This is a genomic window from Snodgrassella communis (assembly GCF_914768045.1).
In the GTDB taxonomy this organism is placed as follows: domain Bacteria; phylum Pseudomonadota; class Gammaproteobacteria; order Burkholderiales; family Neisseriaceae; genus Snodgrassella; species Snodgrassella communis.
In genome coordinates this window covers 22,796-47,287 of record NZ_CAJZCD010000003.1, presented here as the reverse complement: position 1 = coordinate 47,287, position 24,492 = coordinate 22,796, and the positions used below count along the sequence as shown (strand labels likewise).

General features: G+C 43.9%; 26 protein-coding genes. 4 read left to right on the top strand and 22 right to left on the bottom strand.

The genetic code is table 11. The features are described 5' to 3' along the window. Positions 1-2: 2 nt before the first annotated feature. The 19 genes from MJ761_RS04340 to MJ761_RS04250 form a co-directional block, all read right to left on the bottom strand. The gene (locus MJ761_RS04340) at positions 3-368 is read right to left on the bottom strand and encodes a hypothetical protein (protein WP_093093167.1); all 366 of its coding nucleotides are present in this window, start codon (positions 366-368) and stop codon (positions 3-5) included. Continuing rightward, positions 358-540 carry a hypothetical protein gene (locus MJ761_RS04335; RefSeq protein ID WP_093093169.1) on the bottom strand — a complete coding sequence of 61 codons (183 nt, stop codon included), beginning with the start codon at positions 538-540 and terminating at the stop codon, positions 358-360. The genes MJ761_RS04340 and MJ761_RS04335 overlap by 11 nt, the downstream gene beginning before the upstream one ends. 28 nt (positions 541-568) lie before the next feature. Further along, positions 569-964, bottom strand: a complete 396-nt coding sequence (locus MJ761_RS04330; protein WP_093093171.1) for a hypothetical protein — start codon at positions 962-964, stop codon at positions 569-571. A gap of 54 nt (positions 965-1,018) precedes the next feature. Next, complete coding sequence (locus MJ761_RS04325; protein ID WP_051608416.1) at positions 1,019-1,270, bottom strand: hypothetical protein; 252 nt, start codon at positions 1,268-1,270, stop codon at positions 1,019-1,021. Then, positions 1,251-1,556 (bottom strand): hypothetical protein, encoded by a 306-nt coding sequence (locus MJ761_RS04320; RefSeq protein WP_093093173.1) that lies wholly within the window; start codon positions 1,554-1,556, stop codon positions 1,251-1,253. Before MJ761_RS04320 ends, MJ761_RS04325 begins: the two co-directional genes overlap by 20 nt. Continuing rightward, positions 1,553-2,089, bottom strand: a complete 537-nt coding sequence (locus tag MJ761_RS04315) for an N-acetylmuramoyl-L-alanine amidase (protein ID WP_093093175.1) — start codon at positions 2,087-2,089, stop codon at positions 1,553-1,555. The genes MJ761_RS04320 and MJ761_RS04315 overlap by 4 nt, the downstream gene beginning before the upstream one ends. Before the next feature lie 71 nt (positions 2,090-2,160). Beyond that, positions 2,161-2,601, bottom strand: coding sequence for a Mor transcription activator family protein (locus MJ761_RS04310; RefSeq protein WP_093093177.1), 441 nt, complete (start codon positions 2,599-2,601; stop codon positions 2,161-2,163). Beyond that, complete coding sequence (locus MJ761_RS04305; RefSeq protein WP_093093180.1) at positions 2,583-3,017, bottom strand: gp16 family protein; 435 nt, start codon at positions 3,015-3,017, stop codon at positions 2,583-2,585. Before MJ761_RS04305 ends, MJ761_RS04310 begins: the two co-directional genes overlap by 19 nt. Before the next feature lie 104 nt (positions 3,018-3,121). Next, entirely contained in the window at positions 3,122-3,667 is a 546-nt protein-coding gene (locus tag MJ761_RS04300) for a host-nuclease inhibitor Gam family protein (RefSeq protein ID WP_093093182.1), read from the bottom strand. Positions 3,668-3,681: 14 nt separating this feature from the next. Continuing rightward, a complete protein-coding gene (locus tag MJ761_RS04295; RefSeq protein WP_093093184.1) occupies positions 3,682-4,050 on the bottom strand; it encodes a hypothetical protein in 369 nt (122 codons plus the stop codon). After that, positions 4,047-4,511, bottom strand: a complete 465-nt coding sequence (locus MJ761_RS04290) for a hypothetical protein (RefSeq protein WP_093093186.1) — start codon at positions 4,509-4,511, stop codon at positions 4,047-4,049. The genes MJ761_RS04295 and MJ761_RS04290 overlap by 4 nt, the downstream gene beginning before the upstream one ends. Then, positions 4,508-4,771 (bottom strand): hypothetical protein, encoded by a 264-nt coding sequence (locus MJ761_RS04285; RefSeq protein ID WP_093093189.1) that lies wholly within the window; start codon positions 4,769-4,771, stop codon positions 4,508-4,510. Before MJ761_RS04285 ends, MJ761_RS04290 begins: the two co-directional genes overlap by 4 nt. Then, positions 4,768-5,475: a DUF2786 domain-containing protein gene (locus MJ761_RS04280; RefSeq protein WP_176715092.1), complete on the bottom strand. Its 708-nt coding sequence runs from the start codon at positions 5,473-5,475 to the stop codon at positions 4,768-4,770. The genes MJ761_RS04285 and MJ761_RS04280 overlap by 4 nt, the downstream gene beginning before the upstream one ends. Position 5,476: 1 nt before the next feature. Beyond that, on the bottom strand, positions 5,477-5,776 hold the full coding sequence (locus MJ761_RS04275) for a hypothetical protein (RefSeq protein WP_093093194.1): 300 nt from the start codon (positions 5,774-5,776) through the stop codon (positions 5,477-5,479). Continuing rightward, positions 5,773-6,027, bottom strand: a complete 255-nt coding sequence (locus MJ761_RS04270) for a hypothetical protein (RefSeq protein ID WP_093093196.1) — start codon at positions 6,025-6,027, stop codon at positions 5,773-5,775. The genes MJ761_RS04275 and MJ761_RS04270 overlap by 4 nt, the downstream gene beginning before the upstream one ends. 83 nt (positions 6,028-6,110) lie before the next feature. Beyond that, positions 6,111-7,001 (bottom strand): AAA family ATPase, encoded by an 891-nt coding sequence (locus MJ761_RS04265; protein WP_093093198.1) that lies wholly within the window; start codon positions 6,999-7,001, stop codon positions 6,111-6,113. Positions 7,002-7,066: 65 nt separating this feature from the next. Continuing rightward, complete coding sequence (locus MJ761_RS04260) at positions 7,067-7,399, bottom strand: hypothetical protein (RefSeq protein ID WP_093093200.1); 333 nt, start codon at positions 7,397-7,399, stop codon at positions 7,067-7,069. Beyond that, positions 7,386-9,437 (bottom strand): Mu transposase C-terminal domain-containing protein, encoded by a 2,052-nt coding sequence (locus tag MJ761_RS04255; RefSeq protein ID WP_093093202.1) that lies wholly within the window; start codon positions 9,435-9,437, stop codon positions 7,386-7,388. Before MJ761_RS04255 ends, MJ761_RS04260 begins: the two co-directional genes overlap by 14 nt. Before the next feature lie 68 nt (positions 9,438-9,505). Beyond that, positions 9,506-9,763 (bottom strand): helix-turn-helix domain-containing protein, encoded by a 258-nt coding sequence (locus MJ761_RS04250; RefSeq protein WP_093093204.1) that lies wholly within the window; start codon positions 9,761-9,763, stop codon positions 9,506-9,508. A gap of 231 nt (positions 9,764-9,994) precedes the next feature. On the opposite strand from MJ761_RS04250, the gene MJ761_RS04245 reads away from it, so the two are divergent. Beyond that, positions 9,995-10,726 (top strand): S24 family peptidase, encoded by a 732-nt coding sequence (locus MJ761_RS04245; RefSeq protein ID WP_093093246.1) that lies wholly within the window; start codon positions 9,995-9,997, stop codon positions 10,724-10,726. A 631-nt stretch (positions 10,727-11,357) separates the two neighbouring features. On the opposite strand, the gene MJ761_RS04240 is transcribed toward MJ761_RS04245, so the two are convergent. Both MJ761_RS04240 and MJ761_RS04235 read right to left on the bottom strand, forming a co-directional pair. Then, positions 11,358-12,839 (bottom strand): SulP family inorganic anion transporter, encoded by a 1,482-nt coding sequence (locus tag MJ761_RS04240; protein WP_093093206.1) that lies wholly within the window; start codon positions 12,837-12,839, stop codon positions 11,358-11,360. Positions 12,840-13,410: 571 nt separating this feature from the next. After that, positions 13,411-16,932, bottom strand: coding sequence for an autotransporter domain-containing protein (locus MJ761_RS04235; protein ID WP_239392862.1), 3,522 nt, complete (start codon positions 16,930-16,932; stop codon positions 13,411-13,413). A gap of 771 nt (positions 16,933-17,703) precedes the next feature. On the opposite strand from MJ761_RS04235, the gene MJ761_RS04230 reads away from it, so the two are divergent. The 3 genes from MJ761_RS04230 (at position 17,704) to MJ761_RS04220 (ending at position 20,105) form a co-directional block, all read left to right on the top strand. Beyond that, positions 17,704-18,060, top strand: a complete 357-nt coding sequence (locus tag MJ761_RS04230; protein WP_093093210.1) for a hypothetical protein — start codon at positions 17,704-17,706, stop codon at positions 18,058-18,060. A gap of 928 nt (positions 18,061-18,988) precedes the next feature. Continuing rightward, the gene (locus MJ761_RS04225) at positions 18,989-19,690 is read left to right on the top strand and encodes a hypothetical protein (RefSeq protein WP_037405055.1); all 702 of its coding nucleotides are present in this window, start codon (positions 18,989-18,991) and stop codon (positions 19,688-19,690) included. Next, complete coding sequence (locus MJ761_RS04220) at positions 19,677-20,105, top strand: hypothetical protein (protein ID WP_093093212.1); 429 nt, start codon at positions 19,677-19,679, stop codon at positions 20,103-20,105. The genes MJ761_RS04225 and MJ761_RS04220 overlap by 14 nt, the downstream gene beginning before the upstream one ends. A gap of 77 nt (positions 20,106-20,182) precedes the next feature. Here the strand turns inward: MJ761_RS04220 and hrpA are convergent, their stop codons facing one another. Then, a complete protein-coding gene (hrpA, locus tag MJ761_RS04215) occupies positions 20,183-24,205 on the bottom strand; it encodes an ATP-dependent RNA helicase HrpA (protein WP_093093214.1) in 4,023 nt (1,340 codons plus the stop codon). Positions 24,206-24,492 lie beyond the last annotated feature (287 nt).

Below are 24,492 nucleotides of genomic sequence, written 5' to 3'. Positions count from 1 at the left end.
GCTTAGCCTCCCGGGATGGAATCATAAAAAGCAATTTCACAGGATAAATAATCCTGCTTCCGGCTAGACGCATACAGACGCTCATCCTCTGGTACTACCTCAGCTACATCAGCCAGCACAACATTGATATGCGTTTTTTGCTCACTAATAGACAGGTCGTAGCAGCGAATATAAAAAATAGTATTAAATCGATTATCCATCGCAATACTGACCTGCCAGCCAAGGGTTAAAAGCTTGCGCCAGACTGTATAAATAAATTCTTCCTGTTCATGCGCCCGTCTTAAACCGGCTTCAATTTCATGATGATGAAAAGTCAGGGTTTTATTGACAGCCTGCCGGTATATAAACAGCTGAGTATCATGGTTCATGTGTTTCCCTTTCTCCGTTTGCCCATGCGCGCCATGCCGCATTTTGATTTTCCAGCTCGCCAAGATACGCACCCATTTCAATCGCATGATTCAGCAATGCCGCTACCGAGCCATTTTGCAAATGTTTAGGTTTAACAGGCACAGTTAACAGCTCAGCCGGCGGTAATGGCATAGTCGGGATTTCTACCGTGTGAGCAGTACTATTCGTAACCAAAGGCGGCGTTGTAGATGCGCACGCCGTTAGCATCAAGGCCAGTACAATCGTTATTGTTTTCATTTTTGATTACCTCATCTTTCAATTTATTAGCTTTATTTTTGATAACAGCATTGGCCGCAACCAACCGTTGACTGATATCAGCGGTTTTATGTTGCTGCTCTAACAGCGCGGCATTGGCTTTTTTAAGCGCAGCAGCATGGGCTGCTGATAAATCAGCCGTATACTGTGCGTACTCCACTTTTACCTTAGCCAGCTCCGCCCGTGCCTTGGTCGCATCTTTGCGCCCAGACATTTGCCCAAGCTGAAAACTAATCGGGCATACCAACAGCAGTAATGCCGCTAGCAGTACAGCTTTATATTTATCACTCAAACTAATCATATTCATGCCTTTGTATTTTTTTTAACAAGGGACGGTACACCGCCCCTTGCAAGCTTAGTTATCCAAATCCGGCTGCTTCTCAGGACTGTCAGCATGTTTAGCAGCAATCCATTTCATAGCCACCGCATAGCCACCGACAATACCCAAATACGCAATCCAGATTTCTGCATCACAATCAGGCAAAGCAATGAATTTATAAGTGGCCGCACCCGCAGCGACATTTGCCCACAGCTTGCTGTGCGATAACTGCCCAGTTTCCACATTATTAACAAGGCCGCCAAAGTACTTAAATAATTTTCTTATCATTTTCTTTTGCCCACTTAACAAACTGATTAAAAACCTCACGGTTTTCTTTTATCGTGCGCAGTACTGGCGAATATTTCTCGTAGAGGTCAGTTATGCCCTTATACAAAAGCAGCAATAACACATAACCATAGCCAGCGAATGCCGCAATACAGCTGACAGTAGCCAGTATGATGACGACCAGCTCAGGATTACAGACAAAATAGAACACTAATAGAGGCAGCCAGCCAAGCATCATAAGATATGCGAGATTGCGGGCAATCTCTCTAAAAATACGTTTCAGCTTCATGCATCAGCCTCCGCAATCAGAACTTCGGCCACAGCTTTAGCAATCAGCCATTTCTTCGCATTCCATACCGCCAGTTCGGCATTATTACTGATAAAAAATAACTCCAGAATAATGCCGCCGGCTCGCACATAGCCCAGTCGCGTATGCTGGCCAGCATTCTCCGGCTGATAGCCTTTATCTCCGCGCAGGCCACTGCCAGTTACATCGGCTACAGCCTTGCACAGCCGCTGACACAGGGCGCGGTCTTTTGGCTGTGCCAAAGCTTCCACACCCTTGCTGCTTGCACTGGATGAGGCATTACAGTGAAATTCAACCGCAACCTTGCTGCCGCTGATTAACTTGATTGCATTATTTAAGGGCTGATTGGTTGTACCAGTACCATCAGTACGATAGTGAACACGTGCTTTTTCCAGATAATACGCAACCATATTACGCATCTCACAAGCGATACTGGCTTCCGTGATTTGAGATTTTGCATTAATTGCACCCGGGTCAGTATTACTGTGTCCGGCTGTAATAGTGATAATGCTCATAAAAAAATATCCATCTGTTAAAGTATGGATATTTTTGAATATTAACGTTTATGGTAAATAGCTGTACATCTTCAGCACGGTGATTCAAACAGGCCGGGCTGATAGGCCATCGCATTAATCTGTTCATGGATGATTTTCCAGCCAGTACGCTCACTAATCTTATAGCGCGGGCACAATTGCAGCAAGGCCATGCGCGCACTTTTTTTATCGTACTGGGTCAGGTACTCAAAATCATGCTTGAACTGTGCATAATACAGGGCACGCATCGCCGTCGCACACCGCGGTATATACTCATCTGAGTTTCTGAATCGTTCCAGCAGCTTTGTAGTCATTTCCTCGCCGATTGCCTCGCATAATATCCGGTAGCGTGGGCAGTCCTTAACCCCCGCACTAAACCTGAAACTAGTGCCACCAATAGCATCAACCAGTGCTTTTGTGGCTTCAAGGCCAATAATATCCATGATTTCATGCATAATCGGCGGCAACAGATGCTTTATACTTTCGAATGACATGGGTCGTACTCCTCATATCTCCGGTCTGCATGGATTTGCAGCGCAGCTATCAATTTATGCAAATGCCAGTCATTCAACCATTGCACCCGGTCAACCCCAAACATATGCTTGGCCAGTTTGTGGGCATAATTCCACGGCAGCTTATTATCGGCCAGCAGGGCGGCTACTTTGCCTATCATTGCCGTATTAGATTTACGGTGATTGGGTGCAGCGTATCGTTTCGGTTTAGTAGGCTTAAAACCCAGCCGGCACATCTCCCTGATTACGCATTCCAGCTCGTCCTGATTCATTTGCGTACTGGATGATTTACCGGTCAGGCGCACCAACAGCGCACGGTAGGCTGAATCCTCAATACACAGCTGCTGTTGTGCTATTTTTATCTTGGCTATCATACTATTTCTGTTATGTTTATTCATAATGCGTCCTCCGTTTGGAGCGATAATTACATATTAATCAGAAAAAATGCACGCAAAAAAAAAGACAACTGATATATCAGTTGTCCCTTTGGTCTATAACCGCGTTAAGAGGTACAGGCTGGCAATTCCTGATTGTACGGCTCAATCACAAATTGCTCCTTACCCGGCACAATCGACAGCCCCGGCACAGGCGACTGCTCAAACAGCGCAGCTTCATTCAGCACCGCATCCTTATTAATTTCCTTTTTCACCCGGATAAAGCGACTGAAATCTGCACATTGCTCCATCAGCGCAATCACCGCATCTACACCACGGATTACCACCTTAGGCGGATTATTGCGCCATGAAACCTTACCGGTTATCAAGTCAGCAAATTTCACCTTGTTGCCATCAGTCAACACATCACGGTGCGTCGTGCAGTATGCTGCAATTCCGGCTTCCAGTTCGGCCAGCTCCTCATCAATCGGTGCCACCCTTGCTGCGGTATCCTCCTGCAACTGCGCAATACTGTCATTCATTTCACCCTGAATCTGTTCGCGCAGACGCAATAAATCACCCATGCGCTTGATACCTGCAACCGCATCATCACGTGAATGAATAAAAGCCGGTAATGCTTCGCGTTTAGTTCTCAGTTTTTTAGCTGCTGCCATATATAAAAAATCCTTTAACGTTTATTTAAAACCTGATTAATTAGTTGTTTAATCGCCTTTAAATTTGACTGTCCTTGCCGTTTTTGCTCCTCTGTTAGTCTTTTATCATGATTTAATAATTTTGGTCGTGGCCGCTCCGGTATCAGCTCAATCAGTGCCACCGGTGGCGGCCAGCGTACCGTTTTAGCGGCCAGTAGCTGAAAAGCCTTAGTAATGCGGCCTTGGTCTAACTGCTCATCAAATCCCGCAGTGCGCGGCTCCAGTGCAATCAGCCAGCCCTGTGCCGTGGCCTCAATCCCATCGGATGGCGGTGCCCCCTGTAAGCGCAAAGTACACAGCAACTGCAAGCCTGCAATAATTTCCTGTCTGACAAACGCTTTCATTTCATACTTTCAAGCCGTGCAAGGCTCTCCACCATCTTGTTACTACCGTTTTGTGTCATAGGCTGCTCAACAACCTGCTGTACAGTACCGCGCCAGTTACTCAACACCTCATACAAATAGCCATGGGATTTAAGCGGCGTCTTGAGCGTACCGGCATCGCGTGCGCTCAGCACCTCACCAAGTGCCCATATCCATGCCGCTGATGGTGCTTTCGTTATCCGGCCATCACGCTGAATACACTGATTGAGAATATCCGGCCGCAACTCAGCCAGCAGCTTGGCCATTCTTGCCCCCGAAAGGCTCGACTTTTCAGGACGAAACAAACCAAGATATTTAACCAACTGCTTAGCTAAATCACCGCCAACCTGCGCCAGCGTCCACAGTAATTCGCGTGCATCCTCATTAGCAATCAGGGCATCAAGACTGTTTTCAGCTCCGCATACAGGGCAGCGCGTTTTCATGCTTCCCGCTCCTCATCGCGTATAATCCTGATATCATTACCAAGGGCATTGATTACTGATTCCGGTGTAACCTTATTACCAAAAAACACATGTATAGCTTCGAGCATACCCCCCTCATAAGTGAGTTTAATGCGCTGCGCCTCCTGCTTGAAATTTGTCACATTCAGTATGGCACCCTTAATCAAAGCATCTTTAATGGCCATATCCAAATATTGGTCAAATTGTGGGCTATTTCTGTTTATGGTCATAACATGCTTCATGGCTGAATCCCCCCCAGCCGTTTACTCTCTGCACCACTCATCGCATGATTTAACTGCGCATCTTTTCCTTTGTCATATCCCTCAGCATAATCATCATATCCAGCCCGTTTGGCCGAACTTGAAGCATTTATCGTGCGTGGTTTTGACGTACTAGTCAGATTTAATCTATTCAGATATATGCCTAATTTTTGCTGTTCTTCCTCTCCGACAGCAAACTTTTCCACCTTGAGATAAACAGTTGACACCCAGCCAAGACAAAACTCGTCAGCACGGTATGTTTTATTTTTAGCCAGTTTGACCCGCTTTAGTTTAGTGGCGATATATTCCCGCCGTGCAGCGCGCAATTGGCGCAATAAAACCTCATACGCATATGCTGCCAGCTCCGGCTTTGGGGACATTCCATAAAACCGGAAATGTGCCATCTGATTACCAGTACCCGCCCCCAGACTTCTGTATATGTAACCATCAACACCAAAAGCATCTTTACAGATTTCAAACAGGACAAATTGCCATTTTGGAATGGCCACAGGAATTTTAACGCTGGTCTCAATTATCTCCGACATCTCTACATCTATATCTGTCACACCAAACTCACGCATCAAAGCTTGCGCATGTTTAAACGCCTGCGCTGCTTCATTTTCGTTTGCTGACTTAGCCAATCGTAGGCATTTTTTGATTTTTTCAATCGCTTGTTCTTTATTCATATCAATCTCCATTCCGATAATTATCACTATTGATTAACCAGTATTCCGGTTTCAAAATCTCAGCAGATGCCACCACCGCAGCAGCATCAGTTCTCAAATAACCTTTTTCAGCGGCGCGTTCTTTTTCTCGTTTCCTGCGCTGAATCTCATTACAACAATCCTTACAGTAGGTTAGAAATCCAGTTGCATGGCGTCTGCTTTCTGAAAAATAACGCGAACTCACCGGCAGCCATTTCTTGCATACAGGGCAATACTTTTTAGACTTGCCATTAACCACCCGAATTTGTCTGCACTGCCTCATCTGATTAGCTCCTCATCTACCGGCTCATAAACCACACCACGCATCCGCTCCTCATCGCCCATATGCTCATACATAGCTGCTACCGCATCCGCCTGCTGCTGCGCCTCTTCATCCTGCTGCTTAACTAATACAGCAGATGGCATAGATACCTTGGCCGGTGCCGGATTGCATCCCGCCGGCTGGCAACTTAAAACCAGCGAAAAAGGCACCGCCAGAATCCAGTACATAAAACGGCTTTCCTTTAATTCCATTTTAATTTTCCTTTATAATCAATTATTTATTATGATTTATAGGTAAAAAATATATAATGCATCAAGCATTTATCATTTTTAGCTTAGCTAATCAGCATCTTTTCAAACTCTTTTACCATAGCCACATCAAACGGCCGGTTATTAACCTTTGTCATACGGGTTACACCCCGTACCAGCTTTGCCAACCGCCGCGTATTACCATGCGCAGCCACAACCAACGCCTGTACCGTATCCGGGTCAATACCACTAATTGACTGATTAATAATAGCCTCCAGCTCACAATCAGGCACCGTATCGCCTAAATCAAACCTGAATGCCACCCGACTATATAACTGCTTTAATTCCCCCTTACTGCCGCGCAGATTAACCAGCAAGCGAGGCATACCGGCCAGTACCAGCCCGATACCAGTCTTATCATGAATTCTGCGCAGACATTCAAGCGCACGCAATGGCAGATTTTCCGCTTCATCCACCAAAATAATCCGGCCACTATCCTTTAACTTCTTAATCAGTGCCTCAATCAACTGATGCAAACTGCCGCGACTTTCCGCACCAACCTCAGCCGCAATACAGGACAGCAACACCTTTGCACTGTAACTCGGGTCAGAATCAACCATAATAGCGTCCGGATTACGCCTTACATAAGCTTCCAGCGCACTCGTTTTACCCAACCCAGCCTGTCCATACAGCACAACAGTCTCACCCTCAACATGCGCCAGCCTGAGCACCTCCTCAATACGGCGCGCCGTTGTTGTATATGTGTAACTTAACTGCGTACGGATATCATTTGCCCGTTCTCGCTGTGTTTGCAGCCACGCAGCAACCATCTTATCTAAAGCAGCCACATCCCCAGCGTACTTGCCTTGCAAATACTGATTAATCGTTGCCGGGCTTTTTCCGATACCACGCGCAACATTGCCTTGTGAAATACCACGTTCATTGATATAGTTCTGTAAATCCTGTGCTATAGACATTTTAATAACTCACTTATTGAAAATTGGTTCAGGGTCTAGGTAACCGGTTGCCTCCGGTTGCCGCCTCACAATAAATCCCAAATCTCTTGGTCTGATTTAATAGCTTGGATAAGTGCCGAATCAGAAGCGTTGGCGCACAGCATCTCCGGCGAACAAGCAAAAACATTACAAAACTTCTTATCATTCATTGCAGCAGCAAGTGCCACCAGCATAGCCACAGCCTCCGATGCAGTTAAATCAAACGATTTGAATAAACTAAAAAAATAGTCACGGCAAAAAGTCGCAATAGTTACATCATCATCAGCGGCATCAACGGCTGCTTTAAACATTTTTAACGCGGTGATTTGTCTGCCTAGCTCTTGATTACACATATCTTGCCCTTTCTCAGTCAGTACCATGATTTTGCTCCCAAGCATCTCGGTCGCTCTCAAACATAAACAACGGTTTACGCTCTTCTTTCTCTGCTTTCACGTAATCACATACCGGAATTGCCGCACCATTACCCAGCAGCAAGCCAAAATTAGGCTGATGCTCAATTGCCGGTTTTAATTCAGCCTCAGCAATCGCAATCTGTTCTTCCTTACGCCGTACCCGATTCTTAACCCGTTTTTCTTTCAGTTGCTGCATCAAAGGCTTAGGCATAGCATCGCGTTTATTGCCCTCAAATACCGCCTTACAGATAAACTTACCGTCCATCGTCCGCACAATCACATGCTGATAATCATGTAAATCATAGGCAACCCGCACCTGCGCACCGTGGTAATTAGCTAAATCAACATGAAAATAACTATTGTCCATAAGTGATACCAAGCCACGATTAGTAACCCTAATCGTCTCTGGCATAAACAGCGTATCCAGTTCAATATCAGTCAACCGGTCAACCTCCACACCATCCTTTTGCAGACGCATAGCGCGGTATTCAGCAGGAGAGTAGTGAATTCCATCCACATTCTTAGGCAATGCACGGTGTGGGCGGTGGTTATACTCATCAATACACCGAGTCACATCAGCAATAAACTGCTTCCAGCTAGGCAGTTTAGCCTTATATTTCTTCTGCTCAGGAGTCAGCTCCTTGCCCTTACTCTCCGCATTTAAGGCACTATCCAGCTTTCGGTACATCATATTTTTCGTACTGCTATCCATACCACGGCCGGTATACGTCTCATACTCCTTAGCTAAAGCAATAAGCGTCCCATCCCATAGCCCCTCAATAATCCCGCGTCCTTGCGGATTACCCGGCATACCCGTTTCATGATGGATACCAAGGCGGGCACAATAACCAGTTACCTCATGGTCAATCATCTTACTTGTTTGACCACCGCCATTATCCGAGTAATACATTAGCGGCAAGCCAAAATTCTTAATACCGATTCTTAACGCATCAGCAACAGCAACCGTACTTTCAGCCAGCGATACAGAAAAACCCACAATCATCCGGCAACAATCAACAATCACCGTTACCTCAGGCTTGAATGGCCGGCCATGGTCAGGATGGGCTATTTTTGCTTTAAAACTATGCCCGTCACCAATCCAGACATCATTAGGAGAGAGTGCCAGCCAGTCGCGCTGCACATAAGGCAACAATGATTTATATGCTGCACCAGTTTTGCGCCCGCGCTCCCTAGCAATTACCGGCATCTTCTTCAATGCACGCCTAACAGCATCTATAGATGGCAGTTCAGCAACATCCTTACCTGCACCAATCCAGTTCTTAGCAAAGCCCCTGTATGCCTGAGTAACACTAGGATTACTTGGACTGGAATAAAAGGACATAAAATCCGGCAACCAATCGTAAGCCAGCAATGGCGTTTTAGGTTTAGTTTGCCGTGGCGATAATGCCGCCAGCCTTTCATTAGGTGTTTTCGCTGCCTTGTATATACGAAGCCACTTATACAAAGTATTGAACGATAAATTGCGACTTGCATTACTTCTGGCATTAGCCACTTCAATCAGTTTTACCAAATGTTCAGGCAGCAATCCGGAATCAACCTGCTCAATCACATATCTGACAGCTTCTTTGACACCCAAACCTGCAACGTGATGCATCTTGCTAACTTCTTGGCACAATGACATCCGAGCATATGCTATATCTTTTTGTTTATCTTTTAGATTGCCTACCTCTTCATCTATTGATAAACCTAATTGCTGTAAACGTTTTGTAACTACTGTTGTTTTTTTATCTGTATTTGGTAAGGCTACCTTTTCAAAATTGGCTAAAATTTGATTTATCAGCTTTTTCTTGATGGCAGATTGAACATCACAAGGCAACAAATCAACAGTATATTTGCGAACTCCTCCATTTCTTCCATTACCTGGAACGATTTCAAATGGCCAACTTTCAATTCTTGCCCGTTTTTCAATTCCTTGTCTGGATTTAGGCAGCATCGACAAAGATAAATTTGCAATATCGGTTGCTGTTAAATATTTAGTTTCCATAAAACATAATTTTCTTTGGTTAGATTTTGCATATTTAAGATGCACTATTTGCTGCAATACCTTATCATTCAGTTATTAATTACTGTTTTGGGAAGTACGGGATGGAAATTCCTACGCGCATAACGAGTAGGCCAAATTTCTTCAGCAGCAACCCCTATTGCAGCAGCAATAATTCTTTCGCCTTTTAAATATGGTGCTGCAAGTGCTGTTTTTAGGGTGTTTGAACTTAATCCTGCTTCTCGCGATAAAGCAGCGATAGACCAGCCTTGTTTTTTAAGTGCCGCTACTATATCGGCGCGATGCCAATCGGCTGTATTTTTTTGCATATAAACTTACTCCATAGCTTAACGCTGTTGAATTCATCAAAATGCTTAACTTATGGATATAATAATATGCAAAAACTTATTAGTAAACCTGTTGCAAATAAATTTTCGTAACTTTTGAGATGAATTTTATTAATCAATTGAATATAAAATGTTTTTTTTATTTGCAACAGATGTGTTTATTTGCAACTTTAGTTGCAAATAGTTCGAATTTATATGCAAAAGATGAATAGTATGCAAACTTTTAAAGATCGCCTTCTTTTTCTATTTGGTAACGACACGGGACCAACACAAATTGCTAAACAAATTGGTATGACTTTTCAGGGATTTACTCGCATTTGGTATGATGGAGGTATCCCAAAAGCTGAAACCTTAATAAAAATAAGAGAAGTTACAGGATGTGATTTAACATGGCTGCTTACTGGAGAGGGGAGCCCATTCCCAGATGAATCACAGCAAACAAAATTATTAGATAGTACATCATTACTATTAGATAAAGATTCTACTTCAATGGTTTATGATGTTCTTGGTCACACTGTGAATGTTGACGACTTCGTATTTATTCCTTATTACGAGGTAAAAGCTGCCGCTGGTAGTGGTTATTACAACTCCGATGAAAACCATACTTTAGTACTTGCATTTCGTAAATACTGGATAAAAAACTATTTACGAGCAGACCCTAATCATTTGAGCGTGATTACAGTTAAAGGCGATTCAATGGAGGGAGTGCTAAATGACGGCGATAATATTCTGGTAAATCACGCCAATAATAAGCCCGGTTCAGGCCTTTATGTTATACGTATCGGTGAAGATTTAATTGTAAAACGGGTACAATCTTTACCAGGTGGACGGCTTCTTATAATGTCCGCCAATGAAGCATATCCACCCTTTGAAGTTGATATCTCATCACCTGCAAGTGATGTATCAATTATCGGCAGGGTTGAATGGTTTGGTAGATACATTTAAAAAAAGGATTAGCTTGGCTAGTTTACGAATTTCTAAGCAAATTTTTTTTATCGATTAAAAAAATGTTTTTTTGTTTAGTCGATAAGCGTTCTGATTCTTAATCTTATATAACTAATTAATTTAATTGAACAAAAGACTAAACAAAAAAACAGTGCATTTTGTTTAGTTTTTTGTTTAGTTGTCATTTTCTAAACAAGAGAGTTGTAGAATCTTCGAAAAAGTTACAAGCTATAGCGCCAAATAAAAAATAATGTATAAAAACATGTTTTTAAAAAGTATTTTTTTAACTTTTACGCTTAATTTAAGTTTTACGGCAACGTAAAACTTAAGGCAAAAAACTATTACGCACAAAACACATAAAACCACATTATCCAAAGCTATAAAAACCGGCTTTTAGCAACAGTTTAAACATTGCTCAAACCTTATTTATAATCTGTTCAAAAGGTATCAAAAAATGCGCAATTTTTGCCTAAAATGGTACAAAAGCTGAATCCCAAATTTTCCCCCCTTTCCCCTCCCACAATCCCCGTGTTTCCTATATTTCAGCCTTTTTTGTGTGTGTTGCAGAAAGGTGCAAAAGAAAGCACTACCCCACACAATACAGGTTATCCATTTTCGTTGTTAGATTCTCTTAGTGATTATTTAAATTCTGTTGGGCATCCGGTTTATCATAAACACCAAAATGGTCAACAATTGTACTACTGGCTTTATTCAGCCCTAAAACTTCTACTTGTGTGCCTGCTCGGCGGAATTTAATTACAACTTTATCTAAGGCTGCTACAGCGGTTATATCCCAGAAATGTGCTTGAGTAAGATCAATTGTTACCTTTTGTACGACTTCTTTAAAGTCAAATGAACTAGTAAATTTTGCGGAAGAGGCAAAGAATACTTGTCCATACACTGTATAAGTACGTTGCTCGCTGCTGGGTTGCTCGGTCTTAATGTGCAGATAATGGGCGACTTTATTGGCATAGAATAATGATGCCAGTAATACCCCTACAAATACGCCGTAAGCAAGGTTATGGGTAAATACAACCACAACTACGGTAGAAAGCATAACAATATTGGTTGATAGTGGGTACGATTTAAGATTTTTGATTGAGTTCCAGTTAAAGGTGCCAATGGAAACCATAATCATGACAGCTACTAATGCAGCCATGGGTATTTGGCTTACCCAGTCTTGTAAAAACACCACTAATAATAAAAGTACAGTTCCTGCGATAAGTGAGGATAAACGCGTCCGCCCGCCTGACTTCATATTAACCATTGATTGGCCAATCATTGCGCAACCGGCCATACCGCCGAAGAAACCTGTGACGATATTGGCGATACCTTGCCCCTTACATTCACGATTTTTATCACTGGGCGTATCGGTAATATCATCTACAATGGTTGCGGTCATCATCGACTCTAATAAGCCAACAATAGCTAATGAAATGGAGTAAGGTAAAATAATCAATAAAGTATTGAGATTAAAAGGAACATTCGGGAGTAAAAAAGTAGGTAAGCTTGTGGGCAGGGTACCCATATCACCAACTGTACGTATATCCATTCTAAAATACATATAGATACCGGTAAGGATAAGAATACACAGTAGTGGCGAAGGAAAAATTTTTCCAACTTTGGGGATATAAGGGAAGAGATAAATAATACCAAGCCCTGTGATAGTCATCGCATAGACATGCCATGTTACATTAGTCAGTTCGGGAAGTTGGGCTAAAAAAATCAGGATAGCTAATGCATTAACAAACCCCGTTACTACTGAGCGGGAAACAAAGCGCATTAAGTTTCCTAATTGAAGAAAACCCGCAATAATCTGAAAAATACCACATAAGATGGTTGCGGCCAGTAGATACTCAATCCCATGCGCTTTAACCAGACCAGCAATCAATAATGCCATTGCACCGGTAGCAGCAGAAATCATACCGGGGCGACCGCCTGTAAAAGCAGTAATAACCGCTATACAAAAAGCTGCATAGAGTCCTGTCTTGGGATCAACACCGGCAATGATTGAAAAAGCTATTGCTTCGGGGATAAGGGCAAGTGCGACGACGAGCCCGGATAGGGCATCATTTCTGATATTTGAAAACCATTCTTGACGTAAAGATTGCATTGAATTTAATCACCACTGAAAAACAAAAGAGAATTACAGCGTGAAGCAATGCATATCAAATTTTGATAGAAAAAAACACGATTTCTGTGCATCACGCGAGTAATTGTAATTATTTTTGATAGAAACAACTCGCTATAAATTACACAGCTATACTCCGAAATTAAATTTATTTAATTATACTAATAAAATTTTAACGATTAGACAAGATTAATTTCCTGATTATGGTTAATGTTATGGGATAGCCATAGCTGATACTCGATCGGGTAGTTTATATCAATATAGTTATATTGAGCGATTTCAGTGTATGTATTGCCCGGCAGTATTGAGTTTATGTCTTTTTTAATAATCTAAAGTAAGCAATGAAAGTAATCAAAGAATGGCTAACGGTTTATGGTTCCGGAAAGCTGCATGAGATATTCAGCAATGTGACACTAAATGGATATAAAATGTTGAAGCACGCAGCGCTATTTGATGCGTAGGCGGTGTACTAAGAATGGGACAGTCATAAACTGAATTCCGGTTATCCCGGAATTCAGTTATATAATCAGACAGCTAATAATTCATGCCATTATTAAAAATGAATATTTAAATTCGCTTTGGCAGAATTACTATGCCAATGATTACCATTTTCATACTGATATTGTATACCAGCATTGATATTTCGGCCGATTTGTATATTACTACCTACCGCTGTATTCCAGCGTGTTTTGGCCGAAGACCATCTGCCCGCTTTTTCATTGCTATGCATACCTGCAAAACCGCCACGAGTGGCATAATCCCTATCCTGAAAATCATGCTCAACTCCTACTGAACCAAAGATACTATACAATGTGTCTTTGATATCAAAGCGGTATTGGGCTAATAAATTAGCAGTACCTGCTATTACTCCTTTATTCAGTTTTCTGGCATGCAAACCAAATCCGTGCGCGCCATCTTCTGTAAAGCTGTTTTGTTGCAGATAGTCATATCTCATTCCCAATTGTGGCGTGAGCGTTAGTCTGTTGAGGTTAAATGGCTTACCGCCGTTAACTGCCAGTTGCCATAAATTTCCTTTGACTTTGGCACCGCTCTGCTCAACTTTTTCTCCTAACCATATCTGATGATTAACATCGTTGGAGAAACGGTTATAGCCTAAACTGCCGCTAAGGAATGCGCCTTTCCATGCATCTGGTGCATAGAACGAACCAATCATCAAACCATTGCTTTTGATATCAGCACTTGCATCAGGTTCATTCCAGCTCGAATTCTGGAAAGTATAGGCTATAGCGCCGGATAAACCATTACCGAAGTTTTTGTTGGCGCCCAGTATACCGTTATTGGTATTTTGTTTACCTTTGATTCCGGATGGATTCCAACGGTTTTTAGCATGGTTAAATTTAACAATCGCTTCAACTTTATCTGAAGTGTTCTGAACAGATGACATAAAATCATTATTCAGTTTACCCATTGCCAATGTATTCACCACATTAGCATTGCTATATACCGCTCCCGATAAAGAATATAGCGACCGCTTCAGGCTTTGCGCTGATTGTACATTCTGGATACTAACAGCACCTTCCACTAAATCCTGCTTTTGCGTATCCTGTAGCTCAGACATCTGCAAGCTATCCAGTTGGGTAAAGGTTTTATCTACCGCATCGGCTGCCGATTGAATCGCCTGATCTGCTGCACTGCGTGTTAAAAGATGATTGGCTAAAACAGCTGTACGGGCAGGAATCCGGGTAATATCAAAGTTAACATTATGGCCATCATAAACGGTTTTGCCATCTAATAATATATTGGCGGATAACTCTGTTTTATCAAATTCACCATTGCGTTGCTGAGCATTTATCACTTCAACCTTTGTTCCTGTTTCTGGGATAAAGCCAGATTTAAGTGCATCAAAATACAAACGTCCGGCCAGATTAGCTGTACCATTGATGGTGGTTTGACTACCTAGATTGGTTTGGAAGGTGGCGTCTGCTGTCTGAGTAAAATTGCCATTAATGGTGGCATCACGGCTTATGAAAGTACCTGCATTATTAACAGTACCAGTACTACCTTTAACTTGATAGGTACCGCTATCAGCAATATGTGCTTTTGATTGATTGCTGCCATCTAAAGCCAGCATACCTGAGTTAATCTGGGTTTCACCCTCATAAGTATGTTGCCCCTGTAATATCAATGTACCGCTTCCATTTTTAATTAATCCGCCTTTTCCGCTTATGTCATTGCTGAATATATATTGTCCGTCAGTCACATTGGCAGAGAAATTACCAAAAGCAAATTGTGCCGGACCATTAACTGCTTTACCGATATTTAACAACCCCCAGCCATAAACAGAATCCACACCTTTGGCACCAAGGTCGGTAGCCGTGGTGAGTAAGGTGGTACGTAAATTGTCATTAGTCATCCATGGGTATTTTTGTTTCACCAATACGGCAGCACCTGTAACCTGAGGCGCTGCGATTGAGGTACCTGCCGCGGCAGAAAGTGGTAACGAATTAATATCCTCACCAGGCTGTGCTTCTAGATTAGCCATGTCAACTCGCCAATAAGCAGCCATGCACCAGTCTTTGGCATCGCCACAACGATTAGAACGCTCATTAATCTTATTATCCGGATCTACCCCAGCTACTGCTATCCAGCCTTTTTGTAATTCAGGTTCAATCAATGGCAATAGCGATTGAATAGAGGGCTGCTTCTCACCATTATTAGCTGTACCCCAGATAAAAAGCATATCATCCTGTACTAAAGAAGTAACCTGACCTATATAAGATGTTTCCTTAGCAGTAGCATTTATAGGATTTAAATATTCATCAGCATAATCAATATATCTTTGCTTATGATCTGCATAATTGCTGCCATAGCTGTTGTTAACAATTTTTACACCTTGCTGATTAAGAGCATGAAATGCACTTAATGCTGCTACACGTCCTTCTATGAGGCCTGGTGTCGGGTAAGACGCAGCAGCGAGATGTAAATTAGCGTTTGAAGCTATTCCCAATACCCGATCATTAACATTTTTACCTGCTAAAACCAATGCTACTATATCTCCGTGAGTATGCGTACTTTGGGGAGGGTGGTGAGTACCAAACTCACCCATATCAACAGTATTTTCGGGTAATGCTGGATGTTGAGTATGAGCTGGTAGATCAACTATTCCCACTTTTACCCCACTACCATCAAGTCCCTGATCACGAGCGTCTTTTAAATTCAAACGATTAGCCTGTTGATTATCACCACCATATTGATTCTTACTTAATGCTACTTTTTCGGCACTTTCGGAACTATCAAATTTGGAGGGGTCATCCGAAGGCATTGGAATTTCAATAGGTTTAGGCGGATCGATAGGCTTAGGCGGGTCAATAGGTTCAGGAGGGTCTATAGGTTTAGGAGGGTCAATAGGTTTAGGCGGGTCTATAGGTTTAGGCGGATCGATAGGTTTAGGCGGATCGATAGGCTTAGGCGGGTCAATAGGTTCAGGAGGGTCTATAGGTTTAGGAGGGTCAATAGGTTCAGGAGGGTCTATAGGTTTAGGAGGGTCAATAGGTTTAGGCGGATCGATAGGCTTAGGCGGATCGATAGGCTTAGGCGGGTCAATAGGTTCAGGAGGGTCTATAGGTTTAGGAGGGTCAATAGGTTCAGGAGGGTCTATAGGTTTAGGAGGGTCTATAGGTTCAGGAGGGTCTATAGGTTTAGGAGGGTCAATAGGTTCAGGAGGGTCTATAGGTTTAGGAGGGTCTATAGGTTTAGGAGGGTCTATAGGTTTAGGAGGGTCTATAGGTTCAGGAGGGTCTATAGGTTTAGGCGGATCGATAGGTTCAGGAGGATCGATAGGCTTAGGCGGATCGATAGGTTTAGGCGGGTCTATAGGTTCAGGAGGATCTATAGGTTTAGGCGGATCGATAGGTTCAGGAGAAGGCTCTACTGGTGAAGGTAATTCCGGTTTTGGCGATGGTATAGGTGGTGTACCTTCGGCACCACTTCCTCCTAATTTGCCACCCGTGTTTGTAGCATGCACATGTAAATGATCCCTATGTTCATTACAGGCAGTCAATGCTATTGAAACAGCAATAACCAATGATTTAAGCATCAACTTAGAATATTTCATACTGATTATCTCCTTGATTTCAAACAATTGTTTGAAATTAATAAAAAATCTTTAAATAAAATATCATATTTTAATGAATTTTAACTTTAAGTTTTTTCTACAATTTTCTTCCTTTTTGGTATTTATATGCTATTAATGTTAACATACATATTCCTTTATTTACAAACTAAGCCAAATTTTATTAATTGATAATAAAAATAATACAAACAGCAATATAAAAATAAAGTTTCAGGATGAAATTGGCATAAAATTACAATGGTGACTATTATGCTCAATTTCTGCCTCAGTTAATTAAGCTGATTCGATTCAGGATTAATAGCAGCTCGCTCTTGCGTTAATTGGCGCTACTACCAAGGATATTTGTTTTATCAAGTTATGCGTTTGTATCATTCTTCGTTTAGGCGTTTCGCTGAATAGCATAGGTGAAGTTTCTGAGCTGACAGGAAAACGTGTACCTCTTGGCGTATTCAGCGAAATTCGGCTATCGAAGTGGGTACAGGCTGACTTTGTTGCTGATATTGCTGTATTTTTGTCTTCGATATATCGGGGGGAGTACCTGAATATTGGCCTTGCAGGCAGTATCATGATGGGGTTGCTGCTGTGTGTGTCCATGCATTTTCGTATGGCTTTGAGTGATATAGGCAGGCCTAGCCATTGCTGCCATAGGGTGGTGCGTTGGTAACTCCAGATAAATCAGGCTGTTCAGATGCTGGCGCAAAAACTGGGTTAATGGATGTTTGCCCAGATGGCTGTTGACTTTGGCATAGGCCTGTGCAGTTTACATGGCGCAATAGTGGATGGTTTCTTTTAGCGCTGGCAGACTACTGCCGTTTGCTTAAGCTGTTGTTGCAAGATATTGAAGGGGCACTCGCTGGCCAGCTCTGCGCTGTTATCATCAATTACTTGCATGGTGAAATAGTAATATGCTGGCCATTATTATGTGAGTTAGTGTTCGATATCTACCTGGCTGAGCAAGATGCATGTCGCTATCCTGTCAGGCAATGGCTGCTGCTAGCTGGGGCAGCAGTGGGCATTGATGTCAGGATTTTTGCTGAGAGAAGTAGCGATGAAATCAGGTACGAGTATGCGGATGTGCTGGATTTGTTTGTGCAGGCCTTTGATGGGTAATTGTGATTTTTGCGAATCATGCTAAGTATAGCTACTCAAGCCGCGCTGATGTGGTTGAGCAGGGTAAAGAGACGGCTACATTAATACCATTAGGCAGGTGATAAAGTTCAAAATTCAATGAGGTTGGGATTGGCGATGTTAAATTGTCAATTTTTTTTAAGTTGATATGGTGTTATTGAGAAGAAATCTCTGTTTGATTGATTTAGAACAACTGTTGATTTACTGATATGTGATTTTAGTGTTGGTGTAAAAAAAGCCCGCCATTGGAGTTTATAGGTCTAAATAGGAGAGAAATTGACGTATAAAATGGCGGGAATGCAGGAAAATAAATAGCTTATTGGCTATTTGGTTAAGAATAATAGCAAATAATTTGATCTTGGTCTACAAATGTTGTTAATTCTGAAAATATTATTCATCGTTAATATAATATATTTTATATATTTGATCTGTATGTAAACTTTGATGTGTGATTTAACTCTATATTTTAAAGAGAAAGGATGGGGTAGTTGATGTTGCTAACAGCCGCTGCTGGTACGGACAGTTAGGTTTGTTTCTTAAGGTTTGTAAGCAAAGGTGGCAGGAATAAAGTGGGTTTGGACGTTGGGGCGCAGTCTTCAAAGTACTGTATACATGCTTTTATGTTAATTAATTTAGGTGTGTATGGTGAAAGTGATTGTTTTTTGAAGAATGTTCTGTGACTGTGATATCTGGATTAGTTAGCAAACGCAAAATGGCAAGATTAAGGTAATTGATATTTTTATTTAACTTTAATGCGATGATTATTAGCATAATATGCTGATATTAAGAAATATATAGAGATTTTATTGTTTTTTTAAGATTTGTATGGATTATTGTTGGTTGAGCGTTTAAAGTTAATACAATTAGATTGATTTAGTCTATTTTTGTTTTACTGGGGGATTGTGAGTATATGGCAATTTTGTCTGGAGTAAAGACGATTAAGAAGGTCGCTAGAGAACACAGGCAAAGTATTCTGGCATTTAGTACGGGTAAAAATGCTGTTGCTGCTTATCTGGCTATTAAGGACAGCTTTACGCATGTTTATCCTTATTATCTGTATCTGGTGCCAGAGCTGGAGTTTGTAGAAGAACAGCTTGATTTATATGAGCGACAGTTTGGTATCAAGATTACCCGTTTGCCGCATCCTGCACTGTATCAGATGCTCAAGGCACATGTTTTTCAGCCTTTGTGCAATGTGGCGGCGATTGATGAAGCACAATTGGAGGATTTTGATTATGCCGATATTCAAAAGGTAATGTGCCGGATGTTTGATTTGCCGCCGAATACGCCGGTGGCGAATGGTACTAGGGTGGAGAAAAATCCAAAGCAGCGGCTGAGTATGTTGCGACATGGTTCGATTGTGAAGAGCCAGTGTCAGTATTATCCGGTATGGGATTGGAAAAAAAGGGATTTGCTAGATTGTTTTACGCAACATCACGTCAGACTTGGAAGTGATTACAAGGTATTTGGTTGTTCTTTTGATAGCTTGGATTTACGTTTTCTACTGCCAATCAGGCAGTTTTATCCGCGTGACTATCAGAAGATTCTGGAGTTTTTTCCATTGTGTGAACTGGAAATTTATCGTTGGGAGTGTGCTCATGGAAAAGGATAAAAGTGTTGTCAGGGCTGGTATATCTGTACAACGTAATTTGGACAGAAAGGCACGGAATATTTCTGAGCAGAGGTCTTTCTTGGCGTGTTCTGAGCGTGCTGGACGCCGTCGTGCAGATACGGACGCACTGATGCAGCTCGGGGAGTTGAAACAGGAGTTTGAACGGGCAAAACAGATGCCCAGACAGCTACGTCAGCGGGTTATGGATAGTGAATACTGGTGTACGGTCTGCTTTCAGACACATGAGCAGTTGATGTCTTTTCTTAATGCACTGAGGATACCACCTTGTGAGAATAAGTATATTGACGGGCAGGTGCTGGCACAAAAACTGGGAATTACGTTGCCACCAGCTGAGGTGAGATTTCGTTTATCTTCTTATGTAGATAAGGATTTTCAGAAGCTGGTCGATAATTAAGAGGCTGGTCTGTAGTTGTAAGCGGAATAAAATAACCGCCTTGTTCTGGAGAACGGGGCGGTTATTTTATGTGGATTTTACAGTGCTGTGCGTTTGTCCCACTCTTTGCTCAGGCGTTTGGCGGAAACGGGATAAGGGGTTTTCAGTTCCTGTGCAAATAGAGAAACGCGCAGTTCTTCAAGCATCCAGCGAAATTCGGCTATGGCTGTGGGTATCGGCTGGTTTTGTTGTTTATATTGGGATATTTTTTCCTGCCATGTATCGGTGAGTGCCTGAATATCTGCTTCGCGGGCAGTATCACGGGTGATGTTGCTGCTATATTTGTCCATGCGTTTGAGCATAGCTTGCAGGTATATGGGCAGACGCGGCCACTGCTGCCACGGGGTGGCACTGGCAAAGCCGGGGTAAATCAGGCTGTTGAGGTGCTGGCGCAAAAGCTGGGTTAATGGATGTTTACCCAGATGGCTGTTAACTTCGGCATAGGCCTGTGCGGTTTGCAAGGCATAGTGGTTAACAGCTTCTTTTACTGCTGGCAGACGGCTGCGCGCCCGTTTGAGCTGCTCCTTGAAGGATTTTTCGTCACGTGGCAGGTCGTCTTCGCCTATCAGGGCGCGGTCAAGAACTGTATGTGTGAGGTCTTCGCGCAGGGTGTCGGTGCCAAGATGCTTGAGCAGCATGGCAATGTGGGTAAAGTCTGGCAGGCCTTTGTTGAGGTCTTTAATCTGTTCTTTCAGGTGCAGGCTCATCAGGGCGAGTACGCCACTGCGATGTGCCTGTTCGGCGGCAATAGCGGTATCAAACAGGCGTAAGGCGATGCTGCCGTTTTTTTGCAGTTGCAGGCCAAGATAGCCGGTAAGTTGCTGCTCGGCGCGGGCAAATTTGATGCTTTCTGGCAGTTTGCCAATATCCCAGTTGGTGATGTTGTCGCGCTCAAATTCGTTGCTGTTGTCGCGGAAGGTTACCGCAGCCGCCTGTCCGAGCTGTTGTTGCAGGATACTGAGGTCACGCCCGCTGGCCAGTTCTGTGCCGCTGTCATCTATTACTTGAATGTTGAAATAACAATGTGCTGGCAATTGTTGTGTGCGCCACTGTTCGATGTCTATCTGGCTGAGCAGTCGCATGTCGCCGGCCTGTCGGGCAATGGCGTGTGCCAGTTGCGGCAGCAGCGGGGCATTGGTATCGGGATTGCTGCTTAGAAAAGTGGTGATGAAATCGGGTACGGGTACGCAGATGCGCCGGATTTGTTTGGGCAGGGCTTTGATGAGTAATTGCAGTTTTTCGCGAATCATGCCGGGTACGAGCCACTCAAGCCGCGCGGGGCTGATGCGGTTGAGCAAGGGCAGGGGGACTGCTACGGTAACGCCATCCAACGGGTGATGGGGTTCGAAACGGTAGCTGAGGGTACAGCGGCCGTCTTTGGTACTGAGGTATTCGGGAAACTGGTTTTCGGTGACATTGCTGGCCGCATGTTGCATCAGGTCGTCACGGCTCAGGTACAGCAGTTGGGGATTTTCGGCTTCAGCCTGTTTGCGCCATGTTTCAAAGGTGCGGATATCGGCCAGTGGCAGATGGTGGTCTTTGCTTGCTACACTGGCTGGCAGGCGCTGGTCGTAGAAGCTGAATAGTGCTTCTTCATCTACCAGTACATCCTGCCGGCGAGATTTGTGTTCCAGTTCGGTGATTTCTTCTATCAATTTCTGGTTATGCTGGAAAAAAGCTGCTTTGAGGTTGCACTCCTGTGCTACGAGTGCGCTGCGGATAAAGATTTCACGAGCTTCTTTTGGGTTGATGCGCCCATAGCTTACTGGACGACGGGGCAGGACGGTAAGGCCGTACAGGGTGATGCGTTCGCTGGCCACTACTTCGCCGCGTTTCTGTTCCCAGTGTGGTTCGAAGTAGTGATGGCGCAAAAGATGAGGGACTTCGCTTTCAATCCATTCTGGTTCGATTTTGCCAACATCACGGGCATATAAACGGGTAGTTTCGGTGAGTTCGGCAGCAATAACCCATTTGGGTTTGCTTTTAAATAATGAGGAGGCGGGAAAAAGATGAAAATGAATGCCGCGCGCGCCGGTGTAGTCGTGTCCTTCGGGACTTTTCAGACCAATATTGGTTATCAGGCCGGTGAGCAGGGCGCGGTGAATCTGTTCGTAGCTGGCCTCTTTGGCCTGTTGCCGGTTGTGGCGTTGTTGCCGACGGGCAATCTGCTGCTGTTTGAGTTTGGCGGATAAATCCTGATCGCTGTTATTGTCGATGTCTGGCTGAGTGGTAAGGTTGGCAGGTGTTTGCCGGTAGGCGCTGGCTTTATCGGTAAGTCCCATGTCTATGGCAATCTGTGCCAGCTGGTGATGCAGTTCACGCCACTCACGCATGCGCAGGTGGGAGAGGAAATATTGATGACACCACTGTATCATCTGCCGGTTGGATAAACCTTTATCGCGTTCACGCTGGTAAGAATCCCAGATATTGAGATAGGCAAGAAAGTCAGATTGTTTGTCGTTAAAGCGTTCGTGCGCTTTGGTCGCTGCTTCACGTGCTTCCAGTGGCCGTTCACGCGGATCCTGAATCGATAGTGCTGCTACGATTACCAGCATTTCAGCAACGCATTGCAGACGTTTGCCAGCCAGCAGCATGCGGCTGATGCGTGGGTCTAGCGGCAGGCGCGCCATTTGTTCGCCCAGTTTGCTTAGCTGGTTGTGTTCGTCTACTGCACCAAGTTCGAGCAGGATTTGATAGCCGTCGTTGATATAGCGTTGCTCGGGTGCCTGTAAAAAGGGGAAGGCGTTCACATCGCCCAGTTTAAGGCTAATCATGCGCAGGATAACAGCGGCTAGATTGCTGCGGATAATTTCTGGGTCGGTAAAGGCTGGGCGCTGGTTGAAGTCTGTTTCGCTATACAGGCGGATACAGATACCAGCAGCAACGCGGCCACAACGGCCGGCACGCTGACGTGCAGCAGCCTGACTGATGGGTTCGATGTGTAATTGTTCTACTTTGGCGCGGGCGGAATAACGTTTTACCCGAGCCAGTCCGGTATCGATAACATAGCGGATGCCGGGTACGGTAAGGGAGGTTTCGGCAACGTTGGTAGCCAGTACGATACGGCGCTGGCCACTATCTGGATGAAAGATTTTATGCTGTTCAGCCGCAGACAGGCGTGCAAACAGGGGCAGGATTTGGTCGTTACGGCGTAGTGGCGATTGCTGTAATGCATGTGCAGCTTCGCGGATTTCACGTTCGCCGGGCAGGAATATCAGGATATCACCATTGCCTTCACGTGCCAGCTCGTCGGCAGCATCAATAATGGCGTCGTTGATTTCTATTTCGGCTTCGTCTGCATCGGTGCTGTGCAGGGGACGATAGCGTATTTCTACCGGATAGGTACGACCAGATACTTCGATGACAGGAGCGGGGATGCCATGCAGGGTAAAATGCTGGCTAAAGCGTTCGGCATCAATGGTGGCCGAGGTGATGATGACTTTCAGGTCGGGACGTCGTGGTAAAAGCTGCTTGAGATAGCCCAGTAAAAAGTCGATGTTCAGGCTGCGTTCATGCGCTTCGTCGATGATGATGGTGTCGTAGGTGTTGAGAAAGCGATCAGTCTGACTTTCGGCCAGCAGGATGCCGTCGGTCATCAGTTTGATATAGCTTTCGGGTGCGGTTTTGTCGTTAAAGCGTACTTTGTAGCCTACAGTTTGGCCAATCTGGCTATGCAGTTCTTCGGCGATACGCTCGGCTACTGAGCGGGCAGCCAGCCGTCGTGGCTGGGTGTGGCCAATTAGTCCGGCTACGCCGCGCCCCAGTTCGAGGCAGATTTTCGGCAGCTGAGTGGTTTTACCTGATCCGGTTTCGCCGCAGATGATAACTACTTGATGCTGGCTGATGGCCTGTTTGATTGCTGCACGTTTTTCATGGACGGGCAGGGTATTGTCGTATTCAGGCACGGGTAATCTGGCCAGTCGTTGCAGATAGGCCTGATGGGAGCGCTGGTAACGGCTGTTTACTTTTGCTTCACCGCCGTAACGGGCAGGATTTTTGCAGGCTTGTTGCAGGTAAAAGCGGTCTTTGCTTAGGATTTGATTAAGTTCGTATGCAGACATGGCACAGATACTGCCGAAAAATAAGTAGATATGAGTATTATACCAAATCTGCTTAAAATGCTTTTTGGTGGCGGTTTATAGCGATTTTTTATGTCTAATCTGGCAATTTGGAATGCTAACTGGTGGATAAGTAGCTGCGTGGCTTGCTGTTTTAGAAAAAAATGGTTGCTGTAGTAAAGAAAGTAGTGTGATGCTCTGTTTTAGCAAATAAAACCGTGCGCGGTGTTCTGATGGATTAGAACACCTCTGTGTAGATTTTGAGATTGCACTGCGCCGGAGATATCTGA